General features: G+C 41.7%; 24 protein-coding genes. All 24 read right to left on the bottom strand.

Features of this window, described 5'->3' with window-relative positions:
• Positions 1 to 74 precede the first annotated feature (74 nt).
• Positions 75 to 896, bottom strand: coding sequence for a carbohydrate ABC transporter permease (locus PG766_RS09710; RefSeq protein ID WP_118198926.1), 822 nt, complete (start codon positions 894 to 896; stop codon positions 75 to 77).
• Entirely contained in the window at positions 896 to 1,831 is a 936-nt protein-coding gene (locus tag PG766_RS09705) for a carbohydrate ABC transporter permease (RefSeq protein ID WP_118198925.1), read from the bottom strand. The genes PG766_RS09710 and PG766_RS09705 overlap by 1 nt, the downstream gene beginning before the upstream one ends.
• A 68-nt stretch (positions 1,832 to 1,899) precedes the next feature.
• Positions 1,900 to 3,138, bottom strand: a complete 1,239-nt coding sequence (locus PG766_RS09700; protein ID WP_118198924.1) for an ABC transporter substrate-binding protein — start codon at positions 3,136 to 3,138, stop codon at positions 1,900 to 1,902.
• Between the two features lie 329 nt (positions 3,139 to 3,467).
• Positions 3,468 to 4,457 carry a LacI family DNA-binding transcriptional regulator gene (locus PG766_RS09695; RefSeq protein WP_008372602.1) on the bottom strand — a complete coding sequence of 330 codons (990 nt, stop codon included), beginning with the start codon at positions 4,455 to 4,457 and terminating at the stop codon, positions 3,468 to 3,470.
• Positions 4,458 to 4,724: 267 nt separating this feature from the next.
• A complete protein-coding gene (araA, locus tag PG766_RS09690; protein WP_022220176.1) occupies positions 4,725 to 6,224 on the bottom strand; it encodes an L-arabinose isomerase in 1,500 nt (499 codons plus the stop codon).
• Between the two features lie 286 nt (positions 6,225 to 6,510).
• On the bottom strand, positions 6,511 to 7,200 hold the full coding sequence (araD, locus tag PG766_RS09685; RefSeq protein ID WP_117834869.1) for an L-ribulose-5-phosphate 4-epimerase: 690 nt from the start codon (positions 7,198 to 7,200) through the stop codon (positions 6,511 to 6,513).
• A gap of 42 nt (positions 7,201 to 7,242) precedes the next feature.
• A complete protein-coding gene (locus PG766_RS09680) occupies positions 7,243 to 8,838 on the bottom strand; it encodes a xylulokinase (RefSeq protein WP_270590755.1) in 1,596 nt (531 codons plus the stop codon).
• A 50-nt stretch (positions 8,839 to 8,888) separates the two neighbouring features.
• On the bottom strand, positions 8,889 to 10,016 hold the full coding sequence (locus PG766_RS09675) for a GntR family transcriptional regulator (RefSeq protein WP_243002841.1): 1,128 nt from the start codon (positions 10,014 to 10,016) through the stop codon (positions 8,889 to 8,891).
• Positions 10,017 to 10,426: 410 nt separating this feature from the next.
• Positions 10,427 to 10,870 carry a ribose 5-phosphate isomerase B gene (gene rpiB / locus PG766_RS09670; RefSeq protein ID WP_022220180.1) on the bottom strand — a complete coding sequence of 148 codons (444 nt, stop codon included), beginning with the start codon at positions 10,868 to 10,870 and terminating at the stop codon, positions 10,427 to 10,429.
• Between the two features lie 174 nt (positions 10,871 to 11,044).
• Positions 11,045 to 12,070, bottom strand: coding sequence for an ABC transporter permease subunit (locus PG766_RS09665; protein ID WP_117823728.1), 1,026 nt, complete (start codon positions 12,068 to 12,070; stop codon positions 11,045 to 11,047).
• A complete protein-coding gene (locus tag PG766_RS09660) occupies positions 12,070 to 13,137 on the bottom strand; it encodes an ABC transporter permease (protein ID WP_117823727.1) in 1,068 nt (355 codons plus the stop codon). The genes PG766_RS09665 and PG766_RS09660 overlap by 1 nt, the downstream gene beginning before the upstream one ends.
• On the bottom strand, positions 13,137 to 14,648 hold the full coding sequence (locus tag PG766_RS09655; RefSeq protein ID WP_117823726.1) for a sugar ABC transporter ATP-binding protein: 1,512 nt from the start codon (positions 14,646 to 14,648) through the stop codon (positions 13,137 to 13,139). The genes PG766_RS09660 and PG766_RS09655 overlap by 1 nt, the downstream gene beginning before the upstream one ends.
• 142 nt (positions 14,649 to 14,790) lie before the next feature.
• Positions 14,791 to 15,888 carry an ABC transporter substrate-binding protein gene (locus PG766_RS09650; protein ID WP_117834863.1) on the bottom strand — a complete coding sequence of 366 codons (1,098 nt, stop codon included), beginning with the start codon at positions 15,886 to 15,888 and terminating at the stop codon, positions 14,791 to 14,793.
• A 137-nt stretch (positions 15,889 to 16,025) separates the two neighbouring features.
• Positions 16,026 to 17,513: a sensor histidine kinase gene (locus PG766_RS09645; RefSeq protein ID WP_243014420.1), complete on the bottom strand. Its 1,488-nt coding sequence runs from the start codon at positions 17,511 to 17,513 to the stop codon at positions 16,026 to 16,028.
• Between the two features lie 3 nt (positions 17,514 to 17,516).
• Positions 17,517 to 19,133, bottom strand: coding sequence for a response regulator (locus tag PG766_RS09640; RefSeq protein WP_270541565.1), 1,617 nt, complete (start codon positions 19,131 to 19,133; stop codon positions 17,517 to 17,519).
• A 14-nt stretch (positions 19,134 to 19,147) separates the two neighbouring features.
• Positions 19,148 to 20,365 carry an ABC transporter substrate-binding protein gene (locus PG766_RS09635; RefSeq protein WP_118217623.1) on the bottom strand — a complete coding sequence of 406 codons (1,218 nt, stop codon included), beginning with the start codon at positions 20,363 to 20,365 and terminating at the stop codon, positions 19,148 to 19,150.
• 159 nt (positions 20,366 to 20,524) lie between these two features.
• Positions 20,525 to 21,061: a bL17 family ribosomal protein gene (locus tag PG766_RS09630; RefSeq protein ID WP_117558532.1), complete on the bottom strand. Its 537-nt coding sequence runs from the start codon at positions 21,059 to 21,061 to the stop codon at positions 20,525 to 20,527.
• A gap of 146 nt (positions 21,062 to 21,207) precedes the next feature.
• Positions 21,208 to 22,167, bottom strand: a complete 960-nt coding sequence (locus tag PG766_RS09625) for a DNA-directed RNA polymerase subunit alpha (protein ID WP_008372575.1) — start codon at positions 22,165 to 22,167, stop codon at positions 21,208 to 21,210.
• Positions 22,168 to 22,313: 146 nt separating this feature from the next.
• Positions 22,314 to 22,907: a 30S ribosomal protein S4 gene (gene rpsD / locus PG766_RS09620; RefSeq protein WP_022220185.1), complete on the bottom strand. Its 594-nt coding sequence runs from the start codon at positions 22,905 to 22,907 to the stop codon at positions 22,314 to 22,316.
• Positions 22,908 to 22,933: 26 nt separating this feature from the next.
• The gene (gene rpsK / locus PG766_RS09615) at positions 22,934 to 23,329 is read right to left on the bottom strand and encodes a 30S ribosomal protein S11 (RefSeq protein WP_008372572.1); all 396 of its coding nucleotides are present in this window, start codon (positions 23,327 to 23,329) and stop codon (positions 22,934 to 22,936) included.
• A gap of 40 nt (positions 23,330 to 23,369) precedes the next feature.
• Positions 23,370 to 23,738, bottom strand: coding sequence for a 30S ribosomal protein S13 (gene rpsM / locus PG766_RS09610; RefSeq protein WP_022220186.1), 369 nt, complete (start codon positions 23,736 to 23,738; stop codon positions 23,370 to 23,372).
• 451 nt (positions 23,739 to 24,189) lie between these two features.
• Positions 24,190 to 24,303, bottom strand: coding sequence for a 50S ribosomal protein L36 (rpmJ, locus tag PG766_RS09605; protein ID WP_005339020.1), 114 nt, complete (start codon positions 24,301 to 24,303; stop codon positions 24,190 to 24,192).
• A 119-nt stretch (positions 24,304 to 24,422) separates the two neighbouring features.
• Positions 24,423 to 24,641, bottom strand: a complete 219-nt coding sequence (gene infA / locus PG766_RS09600; RefSeq protein WP_004607275.1) for a translation initiation factor IF-1 — start codon at positions 24,639 to 24,641, stop codon at positions 24,423 to 24,425.
• The gene (locus PG766_RS09595; protein WP_118198961.1) at positions 24,642 to 24,902 is read right to left on the bottom strand and encodes a KOW domain-containing RNA-binding protein; all 261 of its coding nucleotides are present in this window, start codon (positions 24,900 to 24,902) and stop codon (positions 24,642 to 24,644) included.
• Positions 24,903 to 24,909 lie beyond the last annotated feature (7 nt).

Raw genomic sequence — 24,909 nt, 5'->3', positions numbered from 1 at the left:
TCAAGTGGTATCCCATATAAGACAGCAACAGCGGTCAGACAGATACAGTCTGCCTGACCGCTCCATACGCCTGTCTATTTGATAGAACCACTGGTTCCTTCAACAATATATTTCTGCGCGATAATGAAAATAATGATCGGCGGAATAATCATAATAATCGTAATACAGAGCATCGGAATAATCTGTGTACTGTGAACTCCTTTAAATGAAGCAAGTCCAAGTGCCAATGTATATTTGCTTCTGTCCTGTAAGAAAATGAGTGGTCCAAGATAGTCATTCCATACAGTCAGCATATTAAGTACACCGACAAGAATCAATGAAGGTTTCATGATCGGCATGAAAATCTTCCAGTAAATCTGGAACTGATTTGCGCCGTCAATTCGTGCTGCTTCCTCAAAATCCTTCGGGATTCCCATGAGGAACTGTCTCATCAGGAATACATAATAGGCAGATCCGAACCATGCCGGCACAATCAGCGGCTTCAGTGTATTGATCCATCCGAATAAGTTGAATTCCATGTACTGCGGAATCATGGTAACATCCCATGGAATCATCATTGTTGAAAGCAGGATCATAAAGAGGATATTTTTTCCTTTAAAGTTAAATCTTGCAAATCCATAAGCAACCAGTGAACATGAAAGAACCTGTCCGACTGTTGTCAGAACTGTTACAAGAATTGAATTCCAAAGATATGTTCCAAACGGCTGTGATTTCCATGCATTAGTAAAGTTCTCAAAATGCCATTCTGCCGGCAGAAGTTTCGGCGGATATGCAATTGCTTCTCCTTCTGTCTTAAATGCAGAAAACAGCATGTAAATAAACGGTGCAAGAAAGTAAATGGCTACCAGTCCGAGTAATATGTAAATTACAATTTTTGATTTTTTAGACATCTTCATTACTTTCTACCCCCTTTTTTCTTTTTTGTTTTCTTTGCTCCGCTGTTTTTAGCTTCTGTCTCATAGAATACCCATGCGGATGATGACTTGAATACCACGGCAGTCAGCAGCAGAATGATGATAAACATTACCCATGCGTTTGCACTGGCATATCCAAGTTTGTGATGTTTGAATGCGTTATTGTATGTATACAGTCCATAGAAGTAGGTAGATTTAAGCGGTCCGCCTCCAGTAAGAAGCATAACCAATGTTACCTGTTGGAAAGAACTGATAATTGACGTAATCAGGTTAAATAAAATTGTAGGTGTAATAATCGGAAGTGTAATACTGAAAAATTTTCTTGCAGGACCTGCTCCATCAATAGATGCAGCTTCGTATACATCAACCGGAATATTTTTGATATCTGTGTAGAAGATAAGCATCATCGTTCCAACACCAAACGCACTTGCAATTATAACTGCAAGGAGTGCCCATGCCGGATCAACCAGCCACTTCGGTCCTTTGATTCCCAGAAGAGATAACAGATAATTCAGTACGCCATAATCTCCGTTGAGGATCCATCCCCAGATGATAGAAACCGCTACACCTGAGATAACTGCCGGAATATAGAAAATTGTACGGAATACTTTTACTCCTTTAATCGGCTGTGTAATCAGCATTGCAAGGAACAATGCAATAATCATGTTAAGCGGTACGAAAATTGCCGCATATTTCAAACTGATTATAAGGGATTTCCAGAACTGTTTGTCCTTTGTAAACATATCAATATAGTTTCCAAGTCCCCTGAATGTTGGCGCTGTGGTAAGCGGCCAGTCAAAAAAGCTCATGATCAAAGACAGAATCAGGGGACCGATTGTAAATACAAGGAACCCAATAATCCACGGCATAATAAACAAATACGGTGTGGCCGTCTTCAGGAATTTTCTCTGCTTCATTTTTCTTCTCTCCTATTTATCGGCGCCGGAATCACAAATTGTTCCGGCGCCGGTTTGTTTGTATGCTATTACTGTGCGTCTGCTGCTTCTTTTAAAACATCTTTTACATCCATGTATGAGCTTGGATTGAAAATCTGTTCAACTGATAAGCTGAGGTTTTCTGAAATTTCTGACCAGTCTTCAATCAGGAAGCTTGCCGGAGTATGTCCATCACTCTGCTCAAGCATCTCATAGAATGGTGCATATTCTGGTTCATCCATAATACCTTCAGATTCTACAACACTGTTAAGTACCGGAAGTTCCATACCGATTCTTGCTTTGTTGCATTCTTCGCCTGTCCAGTATTTTACAAATTCCCATGCAGCATCTTTATTCTTGCTGTCCTTTGAAATAGAAAGTCCTGAAGAGCTCAGAATACTTACAGAGGTCTTTCCGTCAAAAGAAGGAATTTTTGCCACACCATAATTCATTCCATCCTCATTAAGAGAAGCAATTGACCATGATCCATATACATACATTGCTGCTGTACCGGCACGGAATTCATCAGTTCCGTTCTTTTCTGTTGCAATTGCATATCCGTCTTTTTCCATATCCTGGAACATTTTAAATACTTCCTGAGATTCTTTTGAATCAATCTGACCTGCCATCTGTCCGTTTTCGTCACAATAAGCAGTTCCATTGCTCCACAGATACATTTCAAAATCATACGGATCTGGTTTCATCTGGAATGCAAAACCTTTCTGACCTGTCTTTTCTTCAATTGTCTTGGCAGCTGCCTGAAGATCCGACCATGTCCAGTCATCTGTAGGTTCTTCTACACCAGCCTGTGCAAAAAGATCTTTGTTATAGAAAAGTGAATGTGTTGTAAATCCCACTGGAATACCATATGTTGTTCCGTCTAATGAGTTGTAATTCCACAGTGTGCTGTAGAAATCATTCTTATAGTCATCGCCTTCTTTGTCGATATACTCATCCAGAGGTTCAAGACCATCTGCATATGCCGGGTAGTTCCACATATACATAACATCCGGTGTATCTCCAGATCCCATACCTGCACTGATCTTTGTATCAAAATCACTTCCGTATGCTTCCAGTGTTACTTCAATGTCATCATGTTCCTCATTAAATTTATCTACAAGTTTCTGCTGAGCATCTACATCATCAGCTACATCCCATGTTGCAAAACGTATTGCTGTCTTTCCGTCACTTGTCTTTCCATTATTACTGTCTTTCTTGTTTCCACAAGCAGTCAGCATCATTGTTCCTGTAAGTGCAAGTACGCACATTACTGCAATTTTCCTCTTCATAAATCATTTCCTCCTTTGATTCACTTATTTTATTTGATAAAACCACTATACTATTTTACTGGTTAAATGTAAATACTTTTTACCCTATAAATATTTTTTCTCTATTTTACCTATTATTTACACCATATTTTTATATACTTTTCACAATTTTTATCTTGGTAAAACTATATTTTTATTTTAAATAAAGTCGTCTGTTTTTACTTGATTGATTTTAACTCTTTATTTTTAGCTAAAAAATCATAACAAAACAATCTGTCATCACTCGATCTGTATACATAAAGAGACTATAGGACATTCTCCGTTCCATAGCCTCTTACTTTTTTACCTTATTAAAATTTTTTAACACTGTCACGTATATAAAGTTTAGTCGGGATTGAAACTTTTACACAAATCTCTCTTCCATGTATAATTCGCTCTTCCAGAAGTTTTACTGCATATTCTCCCATGAACTCCATGTACAATCTCACCGTAGTAAGTGGAGGAACCATGTATTTCGCAGTTGGGATATCATTAAAGCCAATAATACTGATATCATCCGGTATTTTAAGCCCAAGTTCATATGCAGCCCGATAACTTCCTGCTGCCATCGAATCATTCGCAACAAACAAGGCAGTCGGCAGATTCCCTTCCTCGTAAAACTCTTTCAGAAGTTTGTATCCATATTTTGCATAATAAGCACCAAACTTTGTATATTCCGGGTGATACAGTCCCCGTTTTTTCAAAGCGTTCTGAAAATGCTGTATTCTCGTATCCAGTACTTCATCCCCCTCCTTATCAACTTCTCGACAGCCGATCATCCCTATTTTCGTATGTCCACACCCTACCAGATAGGAAACAATCTCTTCTACTGCCCGTCTATAGTCTACCACAATTGAATCGAATCTCTTTGGGTTTGGATCTGCATCAATAAATATAACCGGGCATTCCCATATTTCTATTGCTTCTACCATTTTTTTTGTGAATGTACCGGTACAGATTACACCATCTAATCCGTTGATCATCTCCGGCGAATCATCCAGTTTCACAATCACCTTTGTATATCCTTCTTCTTCCAGTTTTTTTTCTATAGCAAGCCTGATACAAAGATAATAAGGATCCTGAAGTTCTTCTTCAGGAGAATAAGAATAAAATACACCTATCTTCAGTTTTCGCCTGCGTTTTTTCTGTGCGCGTACTTCGTATTCTAATTCCTCTGCAATTTCAAAAATTCTTTTTTTTGTCTCTTCCTGCGCATTCAAAGTTTCATCATGATTCAACACTCTGGATACTGTCGCTATGGAAACCCCCGCTTTTGCCGCAATGTCCTTAATCGTCGCCATGTCCTTCCCCCATTATTTCTCTTTCTTTTTATTTTCTTTCAATATTGCCTTAATGCATTTTCCCTTGATGACTTTCCTTTGCAATTTATTTAATTCATTATAGCACACATTTCGGAGAAATAAATAGCTTTAGTAAAATTTAACTTTTTTACTGCTCTGTTTTTCAACTTTTACCTAGAACTTTATACGTTGCAAAAAAACCAGGCAGTTCACTTTTAAATGTGATTCTGCCCGGTTGTTTATTTCTTAGAATTTATCTGCTGCCATTTATTTTCTATATGCAGCTTCATTCCATCTTAATTCATTTTTGAAATCTCTGATCTTTGTATCTTTATCGATATAAACAGCTTCGATTCCCATTTCTTCTGCCCAGTCACCCATCTGTTCCGGTGTCAGGTCATAAGAGAATGCTGTATGGTGAGCTCCACCTGCAAGGATCCAAGCTTCGGCACCTGTTCTGAGGTCTGGCTGTGGTGTCCAGAATGCAGTTGCAACCGGAAGCTTCGGCATCGGTTTTTCTGTCTTCTTGCAGTCTACGCTGTTGATGATCAGACGGAATCTGTCGCCAAGATCAACAAGCGATGTTGCAACAGCCGGTCCTTCTTTGGCTGTAAATACAAGACGTGTAGGATCTTCTCTGTCACCCATGCTAAGCGGCTGGCACTTGATGCTGATCGGTCCATCTGCGATTGTCGGGCAAACTTCCAGCATATGAGCTTCCAGGATACCTTCTTTTCCAGGTACAAGATTGTATGTGTAATCTTCCATGAAGGAAGTTCCCTTTGCATCTTTCTTACCCTGTGTCATGATCTTCATTACACGAACCATAGCTGCTGTCTTCCAGTCACCTTCCGCACCGAAACCATATCCTTTTTCCATCAGTCTCTGCATTGCAAGTCCCGGCAGCTGCTGAAGTGATCCGAGATCTCCGAAGTGTGTAACAATTGCCTGATAATTGTTCGCTTCAAGGAATCTTTCAAATCCAAGTTCGATCTGAGCCTGAACTGCTACATGTTTTCTGAATTCAGCTTCATCTCTTCCTTCCAGAAGGATCTGATATTTGTCATAGTATTCTTCAACAAGTGCATTTACATCACCCTGTCCAACCTGAGCTACTGCGTCAGCAACTTCATTTACCGGGTAAGCATCAACTTCCCATCCGAATTTGATCTGAGCCTCTACTTTGTCACCTTCTGTTACGGCAACGTTTCTCATGTTGTCAGCTACACGCATAACACGTACATGGCTGCTTTCGATGACACCAACTGCTGTACGCATCCAGTCACCGATTCTTTCCTGTGTTTCTTTGTCTTCCCAGTAACCCATGATGACTTTACGGTTCTTATGAAGGCGTGTGAAAATATGTCCGAATTCACGGTCGCCATGAGCTGCCTGGTTCTCATTCATGAAGTCCATATCGATGGTGTCGTATGGGATTTCACGGTTGAACTGTGTGTGAAGGTGAAGTAATGGTTTTCTCAGTTCCTTTAATCCGAGGATCCATGATTTTGCCGGTGAGAATGTATGACACCATGTAATAACACCTGCACAGTTTTCATCTGTATTTGCTTCGTTGAAGGTTCTTCTGATTACTTCATTCGTGATCAGAGTTGGTTTCCAGACTACTTCGTATGGAAGAATTCCTGATTCGTTGAGGGCTTTTACGATGATCTGTGAATGTTCTGCTACGTGTGCGAGGCATTCATCTCCGTATAAATCCTGTGATCCTGTGCAAAACCAAAATTTGTAATCTTTCTGTACTAACATGTTTTTATTCTCCTTTTTATTTGATTTCTTTGTTGATTGATTTACTACACTATGTGGCCCATCTCACGAGCACAGCTCGTTCGATGCTCATTAGCATTCGCATGAAACCCGTAAGATAGCTAACTGCCAGCAAGCTGACTGTGTTGTCTGATTGATTTACTCTATCTTCCCAACACAAGTTCGGTCTTACTAAGCTCGCAGTCGCATACGCTCCCGCTCGCTAAGTGCGCCGACAGGCAACGCACTAAATTCATGTGTCGCCTACGGCTCGCATTCATTAAGTGCTTTAGCCTTGTCCATAGTACGCGTCTTTACCGTGTTTTCTGTAGTAGTGTTTATCCTGTAATTCCTGTGGGGCAGGTTTTACGTCTGGATTGATCATTTCGCAGCGAGCTGCCATTTTGGCTACTTCTTCGAGTACAACTGCATTATGTACTGCATTATGCGGATCGGTTCCCCAGGTAAATGGTCCGTGGTTCTTGCAGAGTACTGCAGGCATTGCCATGTATTCTGTATCTTTGAAATGTTCCACAATGAGAACTCCTGTATTCTTCTCATATGCTTCGTCGATTTCTTCTTTTGTCAGATTGCGGACACATGGGATCTCACCGTACATATAGTCGGCATGTGTGGTTCCGTAGCAAGGGATTCCTCTTCCTGCCTGTGCCCAGCTGGTTGCCCATGGGGAATGTGTGTGGACGATACCACCCATATCCGGGAACGCTTTGTAGAGTTCCAGATGTGTTGCCGTATCAGAAGACGGATTTAAGTTGCCTTCCACGCGGTTTCCTTCCAGGTCTACAACAACCATGTCATCTGCTGTCATTTTGTCATAATCCACACCGCTCGGTTTGATCACAACAAGCCCGCTTTCGCGGTCGATTCCGCTGACATTGCCCCAGGTAAATGTGACAAGTCCATACTTAGGCAGAAGCATATTGGCTTCATAAACCTCTTTTTTTAGTTCTTCTAACATTGCTTTAGCCTCCTACTGTGTTTATGTAAAATATTTCGGGTTCTATTTCATAGTCTCTGTTGCAGCTTTCATGATCGGAAGCGTCTTCTTGAAGCGTTCGATAAATGTATTGTATCCTTCTACATCCTTCGGATCCGGATCCATCTTTGTACCCTTCTGTCCTGCAAATACTTTTGCATCCAGATAATCATCCAGGGCTTCGTCTTCTGCCTTGTTGTTCATGTAAGATGCAAGAAGTGCGATTCCCCATGCTCCGCCTTCTCCGGCTGTCTCCATAACAGATACCGGTGTGTCAAGTGCTGCTGCCAGGATGCTCTGTCCAACGCCTTTTGTCTTAAAGAGTCCACCGTGTCCGAGAATCTCATCAACGGCTACCTTCTCTTCTTTCAGAAGAATGTCCATTCCGACTTTCAGGACTTCCAGAGATGCATATAAATTTGCTCTCATGAAGTTTGCAAGATTGAATTTGCTGTCTGGCATACGAACAAATAACGGACGTCCTTCATCAAATTCAACAACCGGTTCTCCTGCGAAGAAGTTATAAGACATCAGACCGCCACAGTCTGCATCACCTTCCAGAGCTTTGTTGTAAAGAGTTCCAAACAGATCGTTCATATCGACTTTCATACCGAATGCTTCCGCAAATTCTTTGAAAATATTTACCCATGCATTCAGATCTGAAGTACAGTTGTTGCAGTGAACCATTGCCACAGCATCTCCTGCAGGTGTTGTTACCATATCGATCTCTTCATGTACTTTCTCAAGTGCTTTTTCAAGAACAACCATTGCAAATACACTGGTTCCTGCTGATACATTACCGGTGCGGACTCTGACGCTATTCGTAGCTGCCATACCGGTTCCTGCATCACCTTCCGGAGGGCATACCGGAATGCCTGCCTGAAGCTTTCCTGTTGGGTCCAGAAGCTTTGCACCTTCTTCGGTAAGTGTTCCTGCCTTTTCACCTGCAACCAGGACTTTTGGAAGGATATCTTCTACTTTCCAAGGATATCCTTTCGGTGCAACCAGTTCATCGAACTTGGCAAGCATCTCTTTATTCCAGTTACGTGTTGTGCTGTCGATCGGGAACATTCCGGATGCGTCACCAACGCCAAGGACTTTCTCTCCTGTCAGTTTCCAGTGTACATAACCTGCAAGCGTTGTAATAAAATCAATATCCTTTACATGTTCTTCTTTGTTCAGGATTGCCTGATACAGATGTGCTCCGCTCCATCTCTGTGGCATATTGAAACGGAATAATTCTGTCAGTTCTTTTGCTGCCTGCTCTGTCATTGTATTTCTCCATGTACGGAACGGTACAAGCTGTTCTCCTGCTTTGTCAAATACCATATATCCATGCATCATAGCACTGAATCCAAGTGCTCCGACAGTAGTAAGCTCTACGTCATACTGCTTCTTCACATCTACGGCAAGATCTCTGTAGCAGTCCTGAAGACCTGTCCAGATATCCTCTAATGTGTAAGTCCAGACACCGTTGTCAAGACGGTTCTCCCATTCATGGCTTCCCGAAGCAATCGGTGCATTATCTTCTCCTACCAGAACTGCTTTGATTCGTGTGGAACCAAACTCGATTCCAAGAGAAGTCTTTCCCGCTTCGATCATACTTTTTACATCACTCATTTTTTCTTTACCTTTCCTTTCATAAAATATATTTGATTTGATAAATATTTTTATTTGATGATTTTTACAGAACTCCGGTTGATAATCTCCGGTTTCAGTTCTACACTGTCCGGCACTTCTTTCTCCTGCATAAGATCAAGGATCTCTTCTGCTGCCTTCTTCGCTAGCTCCCGGATCGGATTCTTCACAGAAGCGAGCGGTACTTCGCAATAATTTGCCAGATCAGAATCATCGATTCCAATGATCGACATCTTGTCCGGCACTTTGATCTTCTGTTCCAGACATGTCGCCGCAAGGTTGCTCGCAACCTCATCGTTGTAGCATACACATGCCGTACATCCCTGAATCCTTCTTAAAATCCAGCTGCTCTCCTCACGCATATTGCGATTGCGCACATCTTCGGTATCAATCCAGACAATCCGTTTATCTTCGATCCTGATATCTGCTTCCATTAAAGCTTCGATATAACCGGCATACCTTCTGTGTCCCTGCCCGTCATCTGCCTTGAAAATCGCTGCGATCTCACGGTGTCCGCACTGGATCAGATATTTCGTCGCCATCTTCCCTGCCATCTTGTCATCAAGACTTACATGCGGCGCTTTCAGTTCCGGATAATAGCTGTTGATAAAGATCACCGGGATTCCCTGCTCCATGATCTGCCTGTACAGATCGAGATTTGGATTAGGAAGGCCACTCTTTGTCGGTTCCGCTATAATTCCATCCACTCTTTTCTTATCCAGAATGCTTTTCAATATAAAACGTTCTTTTTCTACAGAATTGTTGGTGATGGAAATCTGGATTCCATATCCGGCACGTGACATCTTGTTCTCGATTTCCTGAATAATACCAGAAAAAATATATTCCTGAACAAAAGTTGTCATCACTGCGATCTGCATCGTTTTTTTTCGTCTGACCCCGATGATACCACTTTCCTTTATATAAGTCCCACTTCCACGGCGTTTCTCGATCATACCTTCTTTTTCCAGAACAGCGATCGCATGTCTGACGGTCTGACGGCTTACCCCAAAACGGTCACAAAGCTGGTATTCCGACTCTATCCGCTCTCCCGGCTGCAGTTCTTCCGCTTCAATCTGTTCTCGGATCCATCTTACAATTCCTTCATATTTTGCTGATGTTTCTTTCACTTTTTTCTTCTTTTCCCCCTGATTTACGTACAAATCCCCTGCTCTCCTTACCTCTAATATACCTTAAGGAACACCTGATTTTCAACCCGTAATATGTTACAAATTATCGTACAACTTTTGTATGTTTTTGCTAAGTTGTATTTATTATATGTGTACAACTTGAATACATATTTGTTTTTCATCGAGGTCCTAACTTGTATTCTTCTTTTCGCATCTTTTGTGCACTTCTTATAAAACATCAAATAATATGGTATTGTTTTTTGACGCCACCAAAACAAGTATAACAAGCTTTTTTCGATTCACGTACTTCTGTAACCTCTTCCCTTCACCAAATGCAGAACCTTGTGCAGGCGCCAATCTGTACTTGGCTCACCGTATACACAACAAGAGCAGATAAAAGCTTTTTCATTGCCTTTATCCGCTCTTGTTGTTTTTCATCCACGCTATTGATTTTCTTCGATCGCCATAATCATATCTACACGATCCTGGTGACGTCCCCCAAGGAACTCTGCACCAAGAAATGTATCAAGGATCATCTTTGCCATCTCGATTCCAATTACTCTTGCACCGAACGCAATCACATTTGCATTATTATGTTCTCTTGCCATCTTTGCCGTATATGGTTCAGAACACACCGCTGCGCGGACACCGTGAACCTTATTGGCTGCCATGGAAATGCCAAGACCGGTTCCACAGATTGCAACTCCGAGATCCACTTCTCCGTCTGCAACTGCTTTTCCAATCTTTTCCCCATATTTCGGATAAGGACAGCTCTCATAAGAATCAGTTCCGTAATTGACAACTTCATATCCTTTTTCCACAAGATACTCTACCACCTGCTTTTTCATATCCACTGCAGAATGGTCATTCGCAATCCCTATTTTCATATCTCATCTTCCTCCTTCCCCTTTATACTCAATACTTACAAAAAGAACACCGGATGTACGATATGAACATCCGGTGTTTAAATCCTACTTTTTTATTATAGGCAATTAAAAAGTTTCCGTCAATACCCGTCGTTTTTTCTTTTCGCCTGTAATATTTCAAGTACTGTTCTTTCTTTAGTTTTTCTTCTTCAGGCTTGCAAATACAGACTGCAGAACGATGAAGAAGCAGAGGAGTGCGGAAAGTACGATTCGTACCCACCAGCTTGAAAGTGTTCCCTGTGTAGTGATCAGACTGGAAATCGTTCCTTTGATCAGTACACCGAACAGGGTTCCGAATGGAGTTCCGACACCACCACTAAGTAGTGTACCCCCGATAACGGCTGCTGAAATCGCATCCATCTCAAGACCTTTTGCCTGTTCTACGAATCCGGCACAGCTGTTCATACAGAAAAGGAATCCGCCGAGTCCTGCAAGAAAGCCGTCCAGAAGGTATGCAGCCATTTTTGTTCTCTTAACATTCAGTCCCATCATAAGTGCACTCTGTTCATTTCCACCGATCGCATATACAGAACGTCCGAATTTTGTATACTTCATAACGATCATGATTACGATCAGAACGATGATTGCAATGATAACTGTCGGATAAATATATGCCGGGAGGAATTTTCCCCTCTTACTGTAAGAACCAAACGGCATGTAAATTTTGTATTTAGCCCATGCCATGAAAGTTGCATTTTTGATAGAAATCATATCTGTACTGATGATTGATGTCATACCACGTCCAAAGAACATACCTGCCAGTGTTACAATGAATGGCTGGATCTCCAGATAAGATACCAGGAATCCCTGAACCAGACCAAAGAGAAGTCCGATCACCAGTGCCATAAGAAGTGCGGTATAAGCGCTTGCGCCATGATTTTCCATCTGGTTTGCAGCAACCATACATACAAGTGCTGTAACAGAACCAACTGAGATATCGATTCCGGCTGTGATCATAACGATCGTTTCGCCCATCGCGATAACCAGAAGACCTGCATTGGAAATGAACAGATTCAGGAACATCTGCGGTTTTGCAAAACCTTTGTCGTTAAATACGATCATACCTGCTGCGTACATTACAACAAACAGTAAAATTGTAATCATAAGGAGGAATGTCGTTCCGTTAATTTTCTTTTTTGTTCCGGATACTTTTGCTTTCATTAGTTAGCTCCTCCTTTCACTGCAGCCTTTGATGTTCTTTTTTCTTTCTGTACTGCAATAAATTTCTTGAATACCGGGCTCTGAAGGACAACGATAACTACAACAACGATTGCCTTGTAGACCGGAAGCTGATCGGCTGATACATTCAATCCGTAAAGAACGGTTGTAAGTGCCTGGATTGTATAAGCTCCGATCACAGATCCCATCAGGCTGAACTTACCACCACCAAGGGCATTTCCACCAAGGGCAACTGCAAGGATGGCATCCATTTCAAGGTTCAGACCAATGTTGTTGGCATCTGCTGAGTAGATACGGCTGGAAGCCACAAATCCTGCAACACCTGCAAGTACACCACAGATCAGGTAAGTAAGGAACTTGATCATGGTTGAATTAAGTCCGACCAGTCTGGATGCGGTTCCGTTAATACCAACGCTCTCGATATAAAGTCCAAGAGCTGTCTTTTTCAAAATAACATATGCAATGATAACTACGATAATTGCAATTACAACTGGCATCGGAATCGGGAATTTTCCGGCATAGCTTCCGAATACCTGATAAGATTTCACACGGATATATGTAATCTGTCCGTCTGTGATCAGCTGGGCGATACCACGTCCTGCTGTGTAAAGGATCAATGTCGCAACCATCGGCTGAATATTCAGCTTTGCAACCAGAAATCCGTTAAATGCACCGCAGATTCCTGAAGCAACCAGTGCTGCAAGAAATGCAACGATAATCGGTGCTGACAGAGAGTTTACAGATACTTCCCCACCGGAAAGGATCTGGCAGCATACGGCTCCTGCGACTGCCATAACAGCTCCGACACTGATGTCCTGTCCTCCGGAAGCTGCTGTAACAAGTGTCATACCAACTGACAAAATAACCAGCTCGGATGCACGGTTGATCACATCGACCGGATATCCGTATGGAACTCCATTCTTAAGAGACATGCTTAAGAAGCCCGGAATTGTAATTGTAGCTACGATAATGATTGCAAGCAGACACACCAGTGGCATGAAAAGCCTCATAGAGGTAAGCTTTTTCCATGTTGATTTATTTGTGCTCATTACTCTTCACCTCCTGCGATTGCTTTCATGATACCTTCCTGTGATAATTCATCACCGGAAATTTCTCCAACCTTCTTACCGTCTCGCATAACTGCCATACGTGAACAGGTACGGAGCATTTCTTCTACTTCTGAAGAAATAAATGCAACCGCCATTCCCTGATCTGCAAGATCAAGTACCAGTTTCTGGATCTCTGTCTTGGTTCCGATATCAATACCTCTTGTAGGTTCATCCAGGATCAGGAAATCCGGATTGGTAAGAAGCCATCTACCAATGATAACCTTCTGCTGGTTACCACCTGACAGACTCTTGATCGGAGTTTCACGGCTTGCTGTCTTAATCTGAAGCATCTTAATATATTTATCTGCTGCTTCATCCATTTCTTTTCTGCTCATTGGATGGAACATACCTTTTTTCGCCTGAAGTGCGATAATAATATTTTCACGGACAGACAGATCTGCGATGATACCATCTTTCTTTCTGTCTTCCGGAAGATATGCCATACCAAGCTTCATTGCATCGATCGGAGCATGAATCTTCACTTCTTTTCCGTTAACTTTCAGTTTACCGGAATCCGCTTTATCAGCTCCATAAATTGCACGGACAAGTTCCGAACGTCCGGATCCAAGAAGTCCTGTAAATCCGACAACCTCACCTTTGTTGATCGTCATATCAAACGGTTTGATCGTTCCTTTATGGCTAAGTCCTTCTGCCTCGATAACCGGGATGAATTCTTTGAGTTCTGCATGATCTCCCTTGATATCTGCAAGATCATCAAAGTCTTTACCCATCATCTTGGCAACAAGCATAACTCTTGGCAGATCTTTGACTTCGTATTCGCCAACCAGTTCCCCATTTCGTAAAACTGTGATTCTGTCACAGACCTCATATACCTGTTCCAGGAAGTGTGTTACGAAAATAATACCTACACCTTCATCTTTCAGTCTGTTCATCAGTTTGAACAGCTTTGCAACCTCATCATCGTCCAGAGATGAAGTTGGCTCATCAAGGATCAGAACCTTACATTTCATATCAACTGCACGTGCGATTGCGATCATCTGCTGTCTTGCCAGAGAAACCTCTTCCAGCTTCTGGGTAGCTGAAGCATCAATTTCAAGACTCTTAAGCAATTCTGTTGCACGTTTGTTCATTGTACGCCAGTCAATAAATCCTGCTTTTCTTGGTTCGCGTCCAATAAACAGATTTTCTGCCACCGTCAGGTTCGGACAAAGGTTAACTTCCTGATATACAGTACTGATACCATTGTTCTGTGCGTCCTGAGGTGATTTATTAATAATCGGACCGTCTTTTCCATCCAGACGGATCTCGCCATTTTCAAATTCATGTACACCGGTAAGAACCTTGATCAGTGTAGATTTACCTGCACCGTTCTCACCCATCAGAGCGTGAATTTCGCCCTTGCGAAGTGTAAAATCAACATGCTGCAATGCTTTTACACCGGGAAATGTCTTGGAAATATCCCGCATTGTAAGTACAACATTACCCTCCATACTCTTCCACCTGCTTTCCTTTTTTCAATAAAGAGGGCGTAGTATAAATATCCGGCACATTCCGATTATTATCTACCACGCCTCTCTATTCATCCACCCTTATGTGTCTGTCAAATTATATATCCGACTTTCCTAATGCATTTTAGTATGCACGTTTGTCAAGAATATCCTGTGTAAGTGGTGTTACATCAAAATCTTTTTCTTCGTCTAAGCTGTTTGTAGCTTTTACAGATTTAACTGTGTCATCATGAGCAAAGATTTCTTCATCTACATAGTTCAGTTTATCAACGTCTTCGCCAGCTTCAAGTTTTTTGATAAGTTCTTCAGCACGTGGTCCGTGAAGTGGGTTACACTCTACATCGCATTCGATCTTTCCATCAAGAACATCCTGAAGTCCTGCATGTGTTGTATCGAAAGAAATTACCATGATTTCGCCGTTAGCGATATCAGATCCAACTGTCTTACCTGCTGCTTCGATTGCATCGATTGCTCCGAATGCTTCGTTATCGTTCTCGCAGTATACTACGTTGATGTTGTCATACTGTTTCAGCATAGACTCCATAACTTCCTGACCTTTAGCCTGTGTAAATTCACCTGTCTGCTGAGCTACAAGATCCCATCCGTATTTGTCAACGCCTTCTTCAAGACCTTTTGTACGTCCGATCTGAGCTGTAGATCCGATTGTTCCCTGGATATCAGCGATATGGATATCAGATGCTGCGATTCCTTTTGCTTCTGCAAATCCGTTCAGCCATTCAGCTGCTTTACGACCTTCACAAAGAGCATCGGTTCCGATCCATGTTGTGTAAAGGCTGTCATCAGATACATCAACCATACGGTCAACGATGATTACCGGGATGTCTGCATCTTTTGCTTCCTGAAGAACTGTATCCCATCCTGTCTCTGTAACAGGTGCAAGAAGAATGTAATCAACCTCCTGCTGGATGAAGTTACGGATTGCTGTGATCTGGTTTTCCTGTTTCTGCTGAGCATCATCAAAGATCAGGTCATATCCGTTTTCTTTGCTGAATGTGTCTTTCATTGACTGAGAGTTTGCTGTACGCCAGTCAGATTCTGCACCTACCTGTGAGAAGCCTACTGTGATCACATCATCGGATGAGCTTGATGAATCACTGCTCTTGTCGCTGCTGTCAGATCCTTTGCTTCCACCGCATCCAACTGCTAAAGCTGCTGTCATCGCTGCACATAACAATACTGCTAACACTTTTCTTTTTTTCATTTTACATGTTCCTCCTTCATTGGGTTTTCTTAACCTCTTGATGTACTTATAATAATAAAATTTTCATACTTTTAAAACGGAAAATCTTCCTCTTTTGGTAGAATATTTTCTGCTTTTCCGTGAAAAAGTTAGTTTTTTTATGATAGAAGTTGAATATTTTTAGCCGCTATGATAATCGTCGCATTTGTGCCTTCATTTTCCTTGCTTTCAAAAAACACTCCGTATTCTTCCCCGTAATAATACTTGATTCTCTGGTTCACATTCGATACACCAAAGCCCTTCGCTTCATCTCCTGTATCCGTCCCTGCCATCTTTTTCCGGAGACTGTTCAGTTCTTCCTCTGTCATACCTTTCCCATTGTCAATGACCTGGAAAATGATTTTATCTCCCTGCTTTTTACCGGTAATCAGGATTTTACCTTTCCCCCGCTTATTCTTAATTCCATGATAAAGCGCATTTTCGACAAGAGGCTGCAGTGTAAGCTTCGGTATAATGTAGCCGTAGATCTCCTCATCCATCTGGATCTCATAGTCCAGGATATCCTGATAGCGGAACTGCTGGATCTCCAGATAGCTCTCAATATGCGTCCGCTCTTCTTTCACTGTAATATAATCATGTCCTTTGCTTAAGGTTGTGCGGAAAAAATCAGAGAGCGAGGTTACCATTTTCACAACCTCTGCACTTTTATTTTCCTCAGCAAGCCAGACAATGGCATCAAGAGTATTGTAAAGGAAATGTGGATTGATCTGTTCCTGCAGAAGTCGGTTCTCAATAATTCTGAGATTTTCCTGTTTTTTCCGGATATCATCTACCAGAATCCCGATTTCCTCTGTCATATCGTTAAAGCTCCGCGTGAGCACCGCAATCTCGTCCCCTGCTTCGACCTGTGTTTTTACAGAGAAATCACCACCGGCAACCTTCTCTGTCAGATCACACAGATCACGGATCGGTCTTGTCACACTTCGTGCTGCTCGTCCACTGAGCAGCAGGGAAATACTCATCGCAACAATGGCTACTCCGACCGCCAAAATGGTCGAATTACGGTTATTCCGGTTCAGTTCCGTCTGTACAGTCACAAAATTGGAAGTTTCCAGATAGACATAGTCCTGGATTCCGGTCTGTACCAGTGTCGTCAGATCTTTGACATTACTGTTAAAATATTCCATTCTCTCATCATAAGAAGTCCGTTCTTTAATCTGTTTATCCAGATCCTGTACACAAAAACGGAGTGAAGACAGTGAATTTTTAATACGTCCCGCCTGTGACTGGGTGAGCGGAACCGTCGCATTTTGCGTCATCTTATCACACGCCTCTTCCATCTCCGTAATATAGTCGTATGGATTCACCGTCACTACTCCATTTACCGTTGTAACTCCATCTCCGACCTCCTTAAGCTGCTTATTACTTACCACAGCAAGATACACACTATAGTCCAGCCGACTTTTAAAGTCTTTCACATAACGGTTGGCATAGGCAATACTTTTTGTAATCTCAGAATAAGCTGATGCCGCATTATTTAAAGACACGATCAAATAGGCAGCCAGAATTACCATTGGCAGAAATGCTGACAGCGAAATGGAAAGCAGTTTCTTATTGATCGACCAGTTCTTATATTTCACCTTCATATTCTATCCCCTTCCTCTTGAACGGAATTCCTTCGGCGAACATCCCTGTGTCTTTTTGAATATATAGCTGAAATAATGGGAATCTTTGTATCCCACCTCATATCCGATGTCCGATGTCCTCTTATCCGAACACATCAGAAGCTCTTTTGCTTTTTCCATACGAACACCCGTCAGATATTCTACAAAGGTTGAGCCAACCTCCTGACTAAACAAAGAACTGAAATAGCTCGGACTGATGTTGACGCTCGAAGCCACTAGGTTCAGTGAAATATTCTCTGACATATAATTTTGTCCGATATAATCTCTCGCTTTTTCAATAATTTCTGAATAGCGTCTGCCCGATGCCTGCTCTCTTAACCGGATCATTCGTCTGACTATATTTTCCAGGTACTTCCTCGTTGCCTCCAGTTCCTGCACATACTGCGATACCTCCTGCACATCGCCAAGCTCTCTTTCAATATCTTCTTTTTCAATGTTCAGACTGTCTCCCAGACTTTGGACGCTGATAAAAGTATCCATTACAATATACTGTCTCAACATCATCGACTGCAGGTTCTGCTCACCAATTGCATCAAAATATGCATCCATAAAGCTTTTTACTTCATTTTCCGTTCCTGTCTTCAGGAAACGCTCCAGCATTTTCCGGTTCTCCGCCATGGTTCCGAGTCTGTGCATCTCAACGTCATTCTGAACTCCCATTTGATGAACCTCTGAATAACTCACAAACTGTCTCAAACTTCTTGAAAAACGCTCTGCAAAGGCTCTGTTTGCATCATTGTAGGATCTTTTAATCTCACTGAACCTCCCCACCTGACTTCCAATTCCTCCAAAATATTCCAGATTTTTATATTTTTCCAGAACTTTTTCCAGATCTTCCCTAAATGTCTGAGCTCTCGCAGTCAGTTCTTCACCAACAGCTCCCTGTGCAATAAATCCCCATCCTTCTACACCTCTCCGGAACCACAGGAGCTTTTCTGTCTGCTCACTCAGATTTTCTATATCTTCAGTTGCACTTACAATATCCTCGTTATAATCCATCGGATGATCGATCATAATGATCTTAAAGAGGATCACACAATATCCCTCTGCACTGATTTCAATTCCCAGTTGCTTTCCCTGCTCCAGGCATTCTCCAAATGGCATACTTCCTGCAAACACCTGATTGAAAAACTGAAACTTTTCACTTTCTTTGTTTTCCTGCATTTCACGGGCATATTGATTCATCTGCTCTTTTTCGCTTTGCTCTTTCCGGATTTCTTCTGCTACTTTGTTAACTGCATCCAACAATTTCTCTGAAGAAATTGGTTTCAGAAGGTAATCGGTTACACCGATCTTAATCGCCATCTTTGCATAATCAAACTCATTATATCCACTCAGAATCATGATTTTCGTCGCCGGAAGTACTTTTTTAACCTGCTCACTGAGTTCCAGTCCATCCATAAAAGGCATCTTAATATCCGTGATCAGGATGTCTGGTTTCTTTTCAAGAATCATCGGTAACGCAAGTTCTCCATCACTTGCCTCTCCGACAAAGTCATATCCATGCATTTCCCAATTAATACTGTTCTTGATCCCATTTCTGATAATAATTTCATCTTCAACCAAAAATACTTTTATCATTCTTCTTCCTGCCTTTAATATGTTCTGTTTTCTATAATTTCATCCAAATCCATAGTTCCATCAAAATATGTTTCTTCCACGTATTGTTTCTTATCAATGGAAATATCCGATTCCAGTCTCTGGATCAGTTCTGCCGCTTTCGGTCCCTGGTCGGGACTGCATTCAAAGGTTACATTCAATTTACCTTCTTTTACAGCTTCGATCCCCGCTTTGCTTCCACCAAATGAAATCACAATAATATCTCCATCCTCTCCACAGGTCTTTCCGGCTTCCCCGATCGCATCGATGACTCCCAGTGCCATCTCGTCACTCTCTGCAAACACTACCCGTAAATCCGGTTCCTGCTCAAGAAACAGTTTCATGACTTTCTGTGCCTCTTCTCTGGAATTGTCACCGGTCTGCTGTGCCACCATCTCCCAGTCCGAATACTTCTCCAACATAGTCTGATATCCCTGCGCTCTCGTCAGCTGCTCTTCCGAGCCGATGGATTCCTGAATCGCAGCGATCTTGATGGTAATGTCTTCTTCTGTCTGCTCCTCCTCTGTAGAATCCGTCTCATCCTTCGCCGTTGAACTGCTTTTCATAATTTTATCAAAAATGGATGCACTGCTATCTGTCGCTTTTGAACTGCCTGTATTTACTTCCGTATCTTCACTGTCCGTCTGTTCCGATTCTTCCTGAGTCGGTGCCTCAGAAGCCGCCTTTTTTTTCTCGTCCTCTTCTTTCAGATATTCATCCAACCATTTTCCTGCCTTTTTCATCTGTTTTCCGTAATCACTTCCAAGCATGCACGAATACAGACTGCTGTCATCCGTATCAACACCGTTATTCACAAGGATTACAGGAATATGTGCCTTTTTTGCATCTTCCAGCACATCATCCCAGCCAATTTCAGAAATCGGATTCAGAATGATATAGTCCACACCCTGTTTTATAAATCCTTCCACATCTTCAATCTGTTTTTCCTGATCGCTACCTGCATCTGCATACACCGCTTCATAGCCGTTTGATTTGACAAATGTATCCATAAAAGACGCTGTATTTGCATCCTTCCATGAGCTTTCTTCTCCACTCTGTGAAATTCCCACTGTGATCAGATAATCGAACTCGCTTTGCAGATTATCCCCATTTCTTGTCTCTCCTGTAAATAAAGAAAGTGCAAATGTACCAGCCGATATAATCAATATCAATACTGCCGCAACCTTTAAAATAAATCGCCCTACACGTCCCATGTCGTTCCTCCTTCACGTCTGCTAAAGGACATTCTTTTCAGATGTTTTCTATTATACACTGACTTTTATCAGAAAGAAAGGCAGAAATCGAGCAGACCGGCTCACTATATATACAAAAAACCACAGGCATAAATGCCTGTGGCTTTCGATCTCATTTGATTATACAAGCTCAAGAATAACTTCCATTGCAGCGTCACCTTTACGCTGTCCAATTTTGATGATTCTTGTGTATCCGCCGTTGCGGTCTGCATACTTCGGAGCGATCTCTGTAAACAGTTTGTCTACCAGATCAACTTCTTTTGTATTTTTCTTCTTTCCAGCTGCAGCAGTCGGAACTTCTGTTACAGAGTAAAGTACTTTCAGCATCTGACGTCTTGCATGAAGTCTTGACGGGTTGTCTTTTTTGATTGTCTTTTCAACTTCTTCGTATACAGTAACTTTCTTACCATCTACTACTTCTTTAACTCTCTTGCCTTCTGCATCTTTCTTAGCAACTTTAGCTTTGATTGTAACTTCTTCGAAGTTATCTTTTTCTTTTACAGCTGAAGCGATAAGACCTTCTGCGATCTTACGGATTTCTTTAGCTTTAGCTTCTGTTGTTCTAATTTTTCCGTGCTGAAGAAGCATTGTTACCTGATTTCTCAGTAATGCTTTTCTCTGACTTGCTGTTCTTCCAAGTTTTCTATACTTTGCCATTTTTTAATCCTCCATTATTCGGGACATACCGGCATGCACTTTCGGTCTTACTGCGGATATGCCATCTGGTTATGCTTTCATCGGGCTTACTAGCCAGATCGTGTGTCAGTGTTTCTGCCTGTATTCACATGCGAAACGGGAACTCCTTATTCGTCTCCCTGGCTGAGTTCAAGACCAAGTTCTTTTAATTTAGCAAGAACTTCTTCAAGAGATTTACGTCCAAGGTTACGAACTTTCATCATATCTTCTGATGTTCTGTTTGTAAGTTCTTCTACAGTATTGATTCCTGCTCTCTTCAGACAGTTGTATGAACGAACAGAAAGTTCAAGTTCATCAATACTCATTTCAAGAACTTTTTCTTTTTCATCGTCTTCCTTTTCAATCATAACTTCCGCTGACTGAGCAACTTCAGAAAGATCAATAAAGAGCTTGAGATGTTCATTTAATACTTTTGCAGCAAGGCTGACTGCTTCATCCGGTGCAAGAGTACCATTTGTATAAACATCAAGTGTGAGTTTATCATAATCGGTAATCTGTCCGACACGAGTATTCTGAACTGTAAGATTTACACGCTCAACCGGTGTATAGATAGAGTCGATCGGAATCACACCAATCGGCATATCTTCTGTCTTATTCTTATCAGAACCTACATATCCTCTTCCCTTTGTGATAGTCAGTTCCATATAAAGCTTGCTGTCTGCACCGCCGTTAAGTGTAGCGATTACAGTTTCCGGATTCATGATTTCAATATCAGAATCTGCCTGAATATCAGCAGCTGTAACTACGCCCTCTCCCTCAAATTCGATGTAAGCTGTTTTCGGCTCATCTGTCTCGGAAGAATTCTTAATTGCGAGTGTTTTTAAGTTCATGATAATTTCAGTTACGTCTTCCTTTACGCCCGGAATAGAACTGAACTCATGCAATACTCCGTCGATTTTAATCTGGCTGATTGCAGCTCCCGGCAGAGAAGAAAGCATAATTCTTCTCAGAGAGTTTCCAAGTGTTGTACCATATCCTCTTTCAAGTGGTTCTACAACAAATCTGCCATACTTCTTATCATCTGAAATTTCTGCAATTTCAATATTAGGTTTATTAAAATCAAACACTATTTTGGTCCCTCCTTATGGGTTTTTGTATGTTGAGGGTGTCAGTTTTTGTCCTGTTTTCGATAAAAAACAGGATATTTCCTAACAGAACCTTAACGAACCCAGAAATCAGGTTCGTTAAGTATTGCATTTTATATGAATGCGTTCTATTTAGAATATAACTCGACGATCATCATTTCGTCAACTGGAACATCGATTGCTTCACGAGTAGGAAGTTCTTTAACTGTTCCTTTCAGGTTTTCGATATCTGATTCAAGCCATTCCGGAACAAGACGTCCACCTGTAACTTCTACGATATCTTTGTATCTCTGTGAAGATTTTTTACCTTCTTTAATCTCGATCACATCACCTGCTTTAATGAGGTAAGAAGGGATGTTAACCTGTTTTCCGTTAACAAGAACCTGTTTGTGATCAACGATCTGTCTTGCTTCACGTCTTGTTCTTGCAAATCCAAGACGGAATACTACGTTATCCAGTCTTGATTCAAGAAGAACCATCAGGTTTTCACCTGTCATTCCGCTCATCTGATCTGCTTTCTTGAAGTAGTTCAGGAACGGTTTTTCTAATACACCATAGATGAATTTAGCTTTCTGTTTTTCACGCAACTGAAGACCATACTCGCTCATTTTTCTATTGGATCTCTTTAACTGTCTGTTAGACTTTTTATCAATTCCAAGATATACCGGATCCATTCCAAGGGAACGGCATCTTTTAAGAACCGGGACTCTATTTACTGCCATGTTCGTATCCTCCTATAATAATTCGACTAGACTCTTCTTCTCTTCGGCGGGCGGCATCCATTGTGTGGTACCGGTGTTACGTCTCTGATGCTTGTTACATCAATTCCGCATGCCTGAAGAGCACGGATTGCTGCTTCTCTTCCTGAACCTGGTCCTTTTACGAATACGTCTACTGATTTAAGACCATGCGGCAGAGCTGCTTTAGCTGCTGTTTCAGCTGCCATCTGAGCTGCGTATGGAGTAGATTTTCTTGAACCTCTAAAACCAAGACCACCGGCACTTGCCCATGATAAAGCATTTCCCTGTGCATCTGTCAAAGTAACGATTGTATTATTGAAAGATGACTGGATATGTGCCTGTCCGCGTTCAACGTTTTTCTTGACACGTTTTTTTGTCACTTTTTTTGTAACTTTCTTAGCCATTTAAACTAACCTACACTTTCCTTTTTATTATTTGTCGAAATTATTTCTTCTTGTTTGCTACTGTTCTCTTAGGACCTTTTCTTGTTCTTGCATTGGTCTTTGTCTTCTGACCACGAACCGGAAGTCCTTTTCTGTGACGGATTCCTCTATAGCATCCGATTTCCTGAAGTCTCTTGATGTTAAGAGCGATCTCTCTTCTAAGATCACCTTCAACTGTCTGAGTTTCATCGATCACTGCACTGATCTTTTTAACTTCGTCATCTGTAAGATCTCTGCAGCGAGTATCAGGATTAACTCCTGCTTCTGCGAGAATACGGGTTGCACTTGTTCTTCCGATTCCATAGATATAAGTCAATCCGATTTCTACACGTTTGTCTCTTGGTAAATCTACACCTGCAATACGAGCCATTTGTGATTTCCTCCATTTTCTTTCTTTTTTTGGTTTCACATTGTCCTATAATGAGGCTGCGGGCATCCCGTTATCAAAAAGAGCCCTACCGGACTTTTCAAAATGTATCCAATGCCTCAGACACGTCCGATATCCCAGCCCAGATGCGGTTCGGTATCCGCATCCTTTCCGGCAACCGATCTCTCGGCTAATGACCGCCGGTTTTTAAGCAATATACTAGAAACCACTTGCTCGTGGTGTTCATGTATATTAAATAGTGGATAACGCTCTACACACACCCTGGCGTATCCTCTATCAGCCGCCTAATTAAGTTTACATAAATCTGTCTTTCGCTGCTCCGTGCGCCTAAGTTCCTCTGTCGCCTACGGCTCGTCGTCACTAAGGCTTGGGAGCGGTCTTCTCACTAAATTCAAGCTGCGCCTGTGGCTTGCTTTCATTAAGTGTTCAGAGCCTATCCCTGACGCTGTTTATGTTTCGGATTCTCGCAGATAATTCTGACGCTTCCTTTTCTCTTGATAACTTTGCATTTTTCGCAAATCGGTTTTACTGATGATCTAACCTTCACGTCAAATCCTCCTTTCATACCTTGCCTGGTCTGCATTTTCCCCCTGTGCGCAGAAAAAGTCCTTCGCACAGTTCGCATAAAATTATATCACCTGGTTTTTGGTTTTGTCAAGTAATATTTTATTTATCTCTCCAGATAATTCTTCCTTTAGATAAATCGTATGGTGACAGTTCCAGAGTAACTTTGTCACCCGGTAAAATTTTGATAAAGTTCATACGCAGCTTTCCGCTGATATGTGCAAGTACCTGATGTCCATTTTCCAGTTCTACCTGAAACATGGCATTCGGAAGTTTTTCTACTACTGTTCCTTCGATTTCAATTACATCTGCTTTAGACATTTATTTGTCCTCCTTCTTTTCTGACATCTTATATTCTTTTAATATCCGTTTCAGCTTTACATCATCCGCTTCGGAAATCTCATGCTGTTCTCTAATGAGCTGTACATGTTTCTTTTTCTTTTTCTTTGGACTCTGAAGCGTTTTCCTCTCCCCGTCTGCAAGATATGTATACTGTTCATCCAGTCCGACGATCACGTATACCTTATCTTTATCATGACCGGCCAGAGATTTCGCAAGCATTCCTGTTTCCCATCTATCCATTTTCTGT

This window comes from Coprococcus sp. LG101-27, from assembly GCF_027695515.1.
Taxonomy (GTDB): domain Bacteria; phylum Bacillota; class Clostridia; order Lachnospirales; family Lachnospiraceae; genus Allocoprococcus; species Allocoprococcus comes.
This window is presented reverse-complemented; position numbering and strand designations above follow the sequence as displayed.

Excerpts from the sequence above, each read along its gene's own strand:
- rpsD (WP_022220185.1), bottom strand. The coding sequence starts at position 22,907 with ATGGCAGTAAATAGAGTCCCGGTTCTTAAAAGATGCCGTTCCCTTGGA.
- rpsM (WP_022220186.1), bottom strand. The coding sequence starts at position 23,738 with ATGGCTCGTATTGCAGGTGTAGATTTACCAAGAGACAAACGTGTAGAA.
- PG766_RS09680 (WP_270590755.1), bottom strand. The coding sequence starts at position 8,838 with ATGAGTGATGTAAAAAGTATGATCGAAGCGGGAAAGACTTCTCTTGGA.
- rpiB (WP_022220180.1), bottom strand. The coding sequence starts at position 10,870 with ATGAAAATAGGGATTGCGAATGACCATTCTGCAGTGGATATGAAAAAG.
- PG766_RS09660 (WP_117823727.1), bottom strand. The coding sequence starts at position 13,137 with ATGAGCACAAATAAATCAACATGGAAAAAGCTTACCTCTATGAGGCTT.
- araA (WP_022220176.1), bottom strand. The coding sequence starts at position 6,224 with ATGTTAGTACAGAAAGATTACAAATTTTGGTTTTGCACAGGATCACAG.
- rpsK (WP_008372572.1), bottom strand. The coding sequence starts at position 23,329 with ATGGCTAAGAAAGTTACAAAAAAAGTGACAAAAAAACGTGTCAAGAAA.
- PG766_RS09635 (WP_118217623.1), bottom strand. The coding sequence starts at position 20,365 with ATGGGACGTGTAGGGCGATTTATTTTAAAGGTTGCGGCAGTATTGATA.
- PG766_RS09705 (WP_118198925.1), bottom strand. The coding sequence starts at position 1,831 with ATGAAGCAGAGAAAATTCCTGAAGACGGCCACACCGTATTTGTTTATT.
- PG766_RS09650 (WP_117834863.1), bottom strand. The coding sequence starts at position 15,888 with ATGAAAAAAAGAAAAGTGTTAGCAGTATTGTTATGTGCAGCGATGACA.
- PG766_RS09630 (WP_117558532.1), bottom strand. The coding sequence starts at position 21,061 with ATGGCAAAGTATAGAAAACTTGGAAGAACAGCAAGTCAGAGAAAAGCA.
- PG766_RS09645 (WP_243014420.1), bottom strand. The coding sequence starts at position 17,513 with ATGAAGGTGAAATATAAGAACTGGTCGATCAATAAGAAACTGCTTTCC.
- PG766_RS09700 (WP_118198924.1), bottom strand. The coding sequence starts at position 3,138 with ATGAAGAGGAAAATTGCAGTAATGTGCGTACTTGCACTTACAGGAACA.
- PG766_RS09655 (WP_117823726.1), bottom strand. The coding sequence starts at position 14,648 with ATGGAGGGTAATGTTGTACTTACAATGCGGGATATTTCCAAGACATTT.
- PG766_RS09695 (WP_008372602.1), bottom strand. The coding sequence starts at position 4,457 with ATGGCGACGATTAAGGACATTGCGGCAAAAGCGGGGGTTTCCATAGCG.
- PG766_RS09665 (WP_117823728.1), bottom strand. The coding sequence starts at position 12,070 with ATGAAAGCAAAAGTATCCGGAACAAAAAAGAAAATTAACGGAACGACA.
- PG766_RS09640 (WP_270541565.1), bottom strand. The coding sequence starts at position 19,133 with ATGATAAAAGTATTTTTGGTTGAAGATGAAATTATTATCAGAAATGGG.
- PG766_RS09595 (WP_118198961.1), bottom strand. The coding sequence starts at position 24,902 with ATGGATAGATGGGAAACAGGAATGCTTGCGAAATCTCTGGCCGGTCAT.
- PG766_RS09710 (WP_118198926.1), bottom strand. The coding sequence starts at position 896 with ATGAAGATGTCTAAAAAATCAAAAATTGTAATTTACATATTACTCGGA.
- araD (WP_117834869.1), bottom strand. The coding sequence starts at position 7,200 with ATGTTAGAAGAACTAAAAAAAGAGGTTTATGAAGCCAATATGCTTCTG.
- infA (WP_004607275.1), bottom strand. The coding sequence starts at position 24,641 with ATGTCTAAAGCAGATGTAATTGAAATCGAAGGAACAGTAGTAGAAAAA.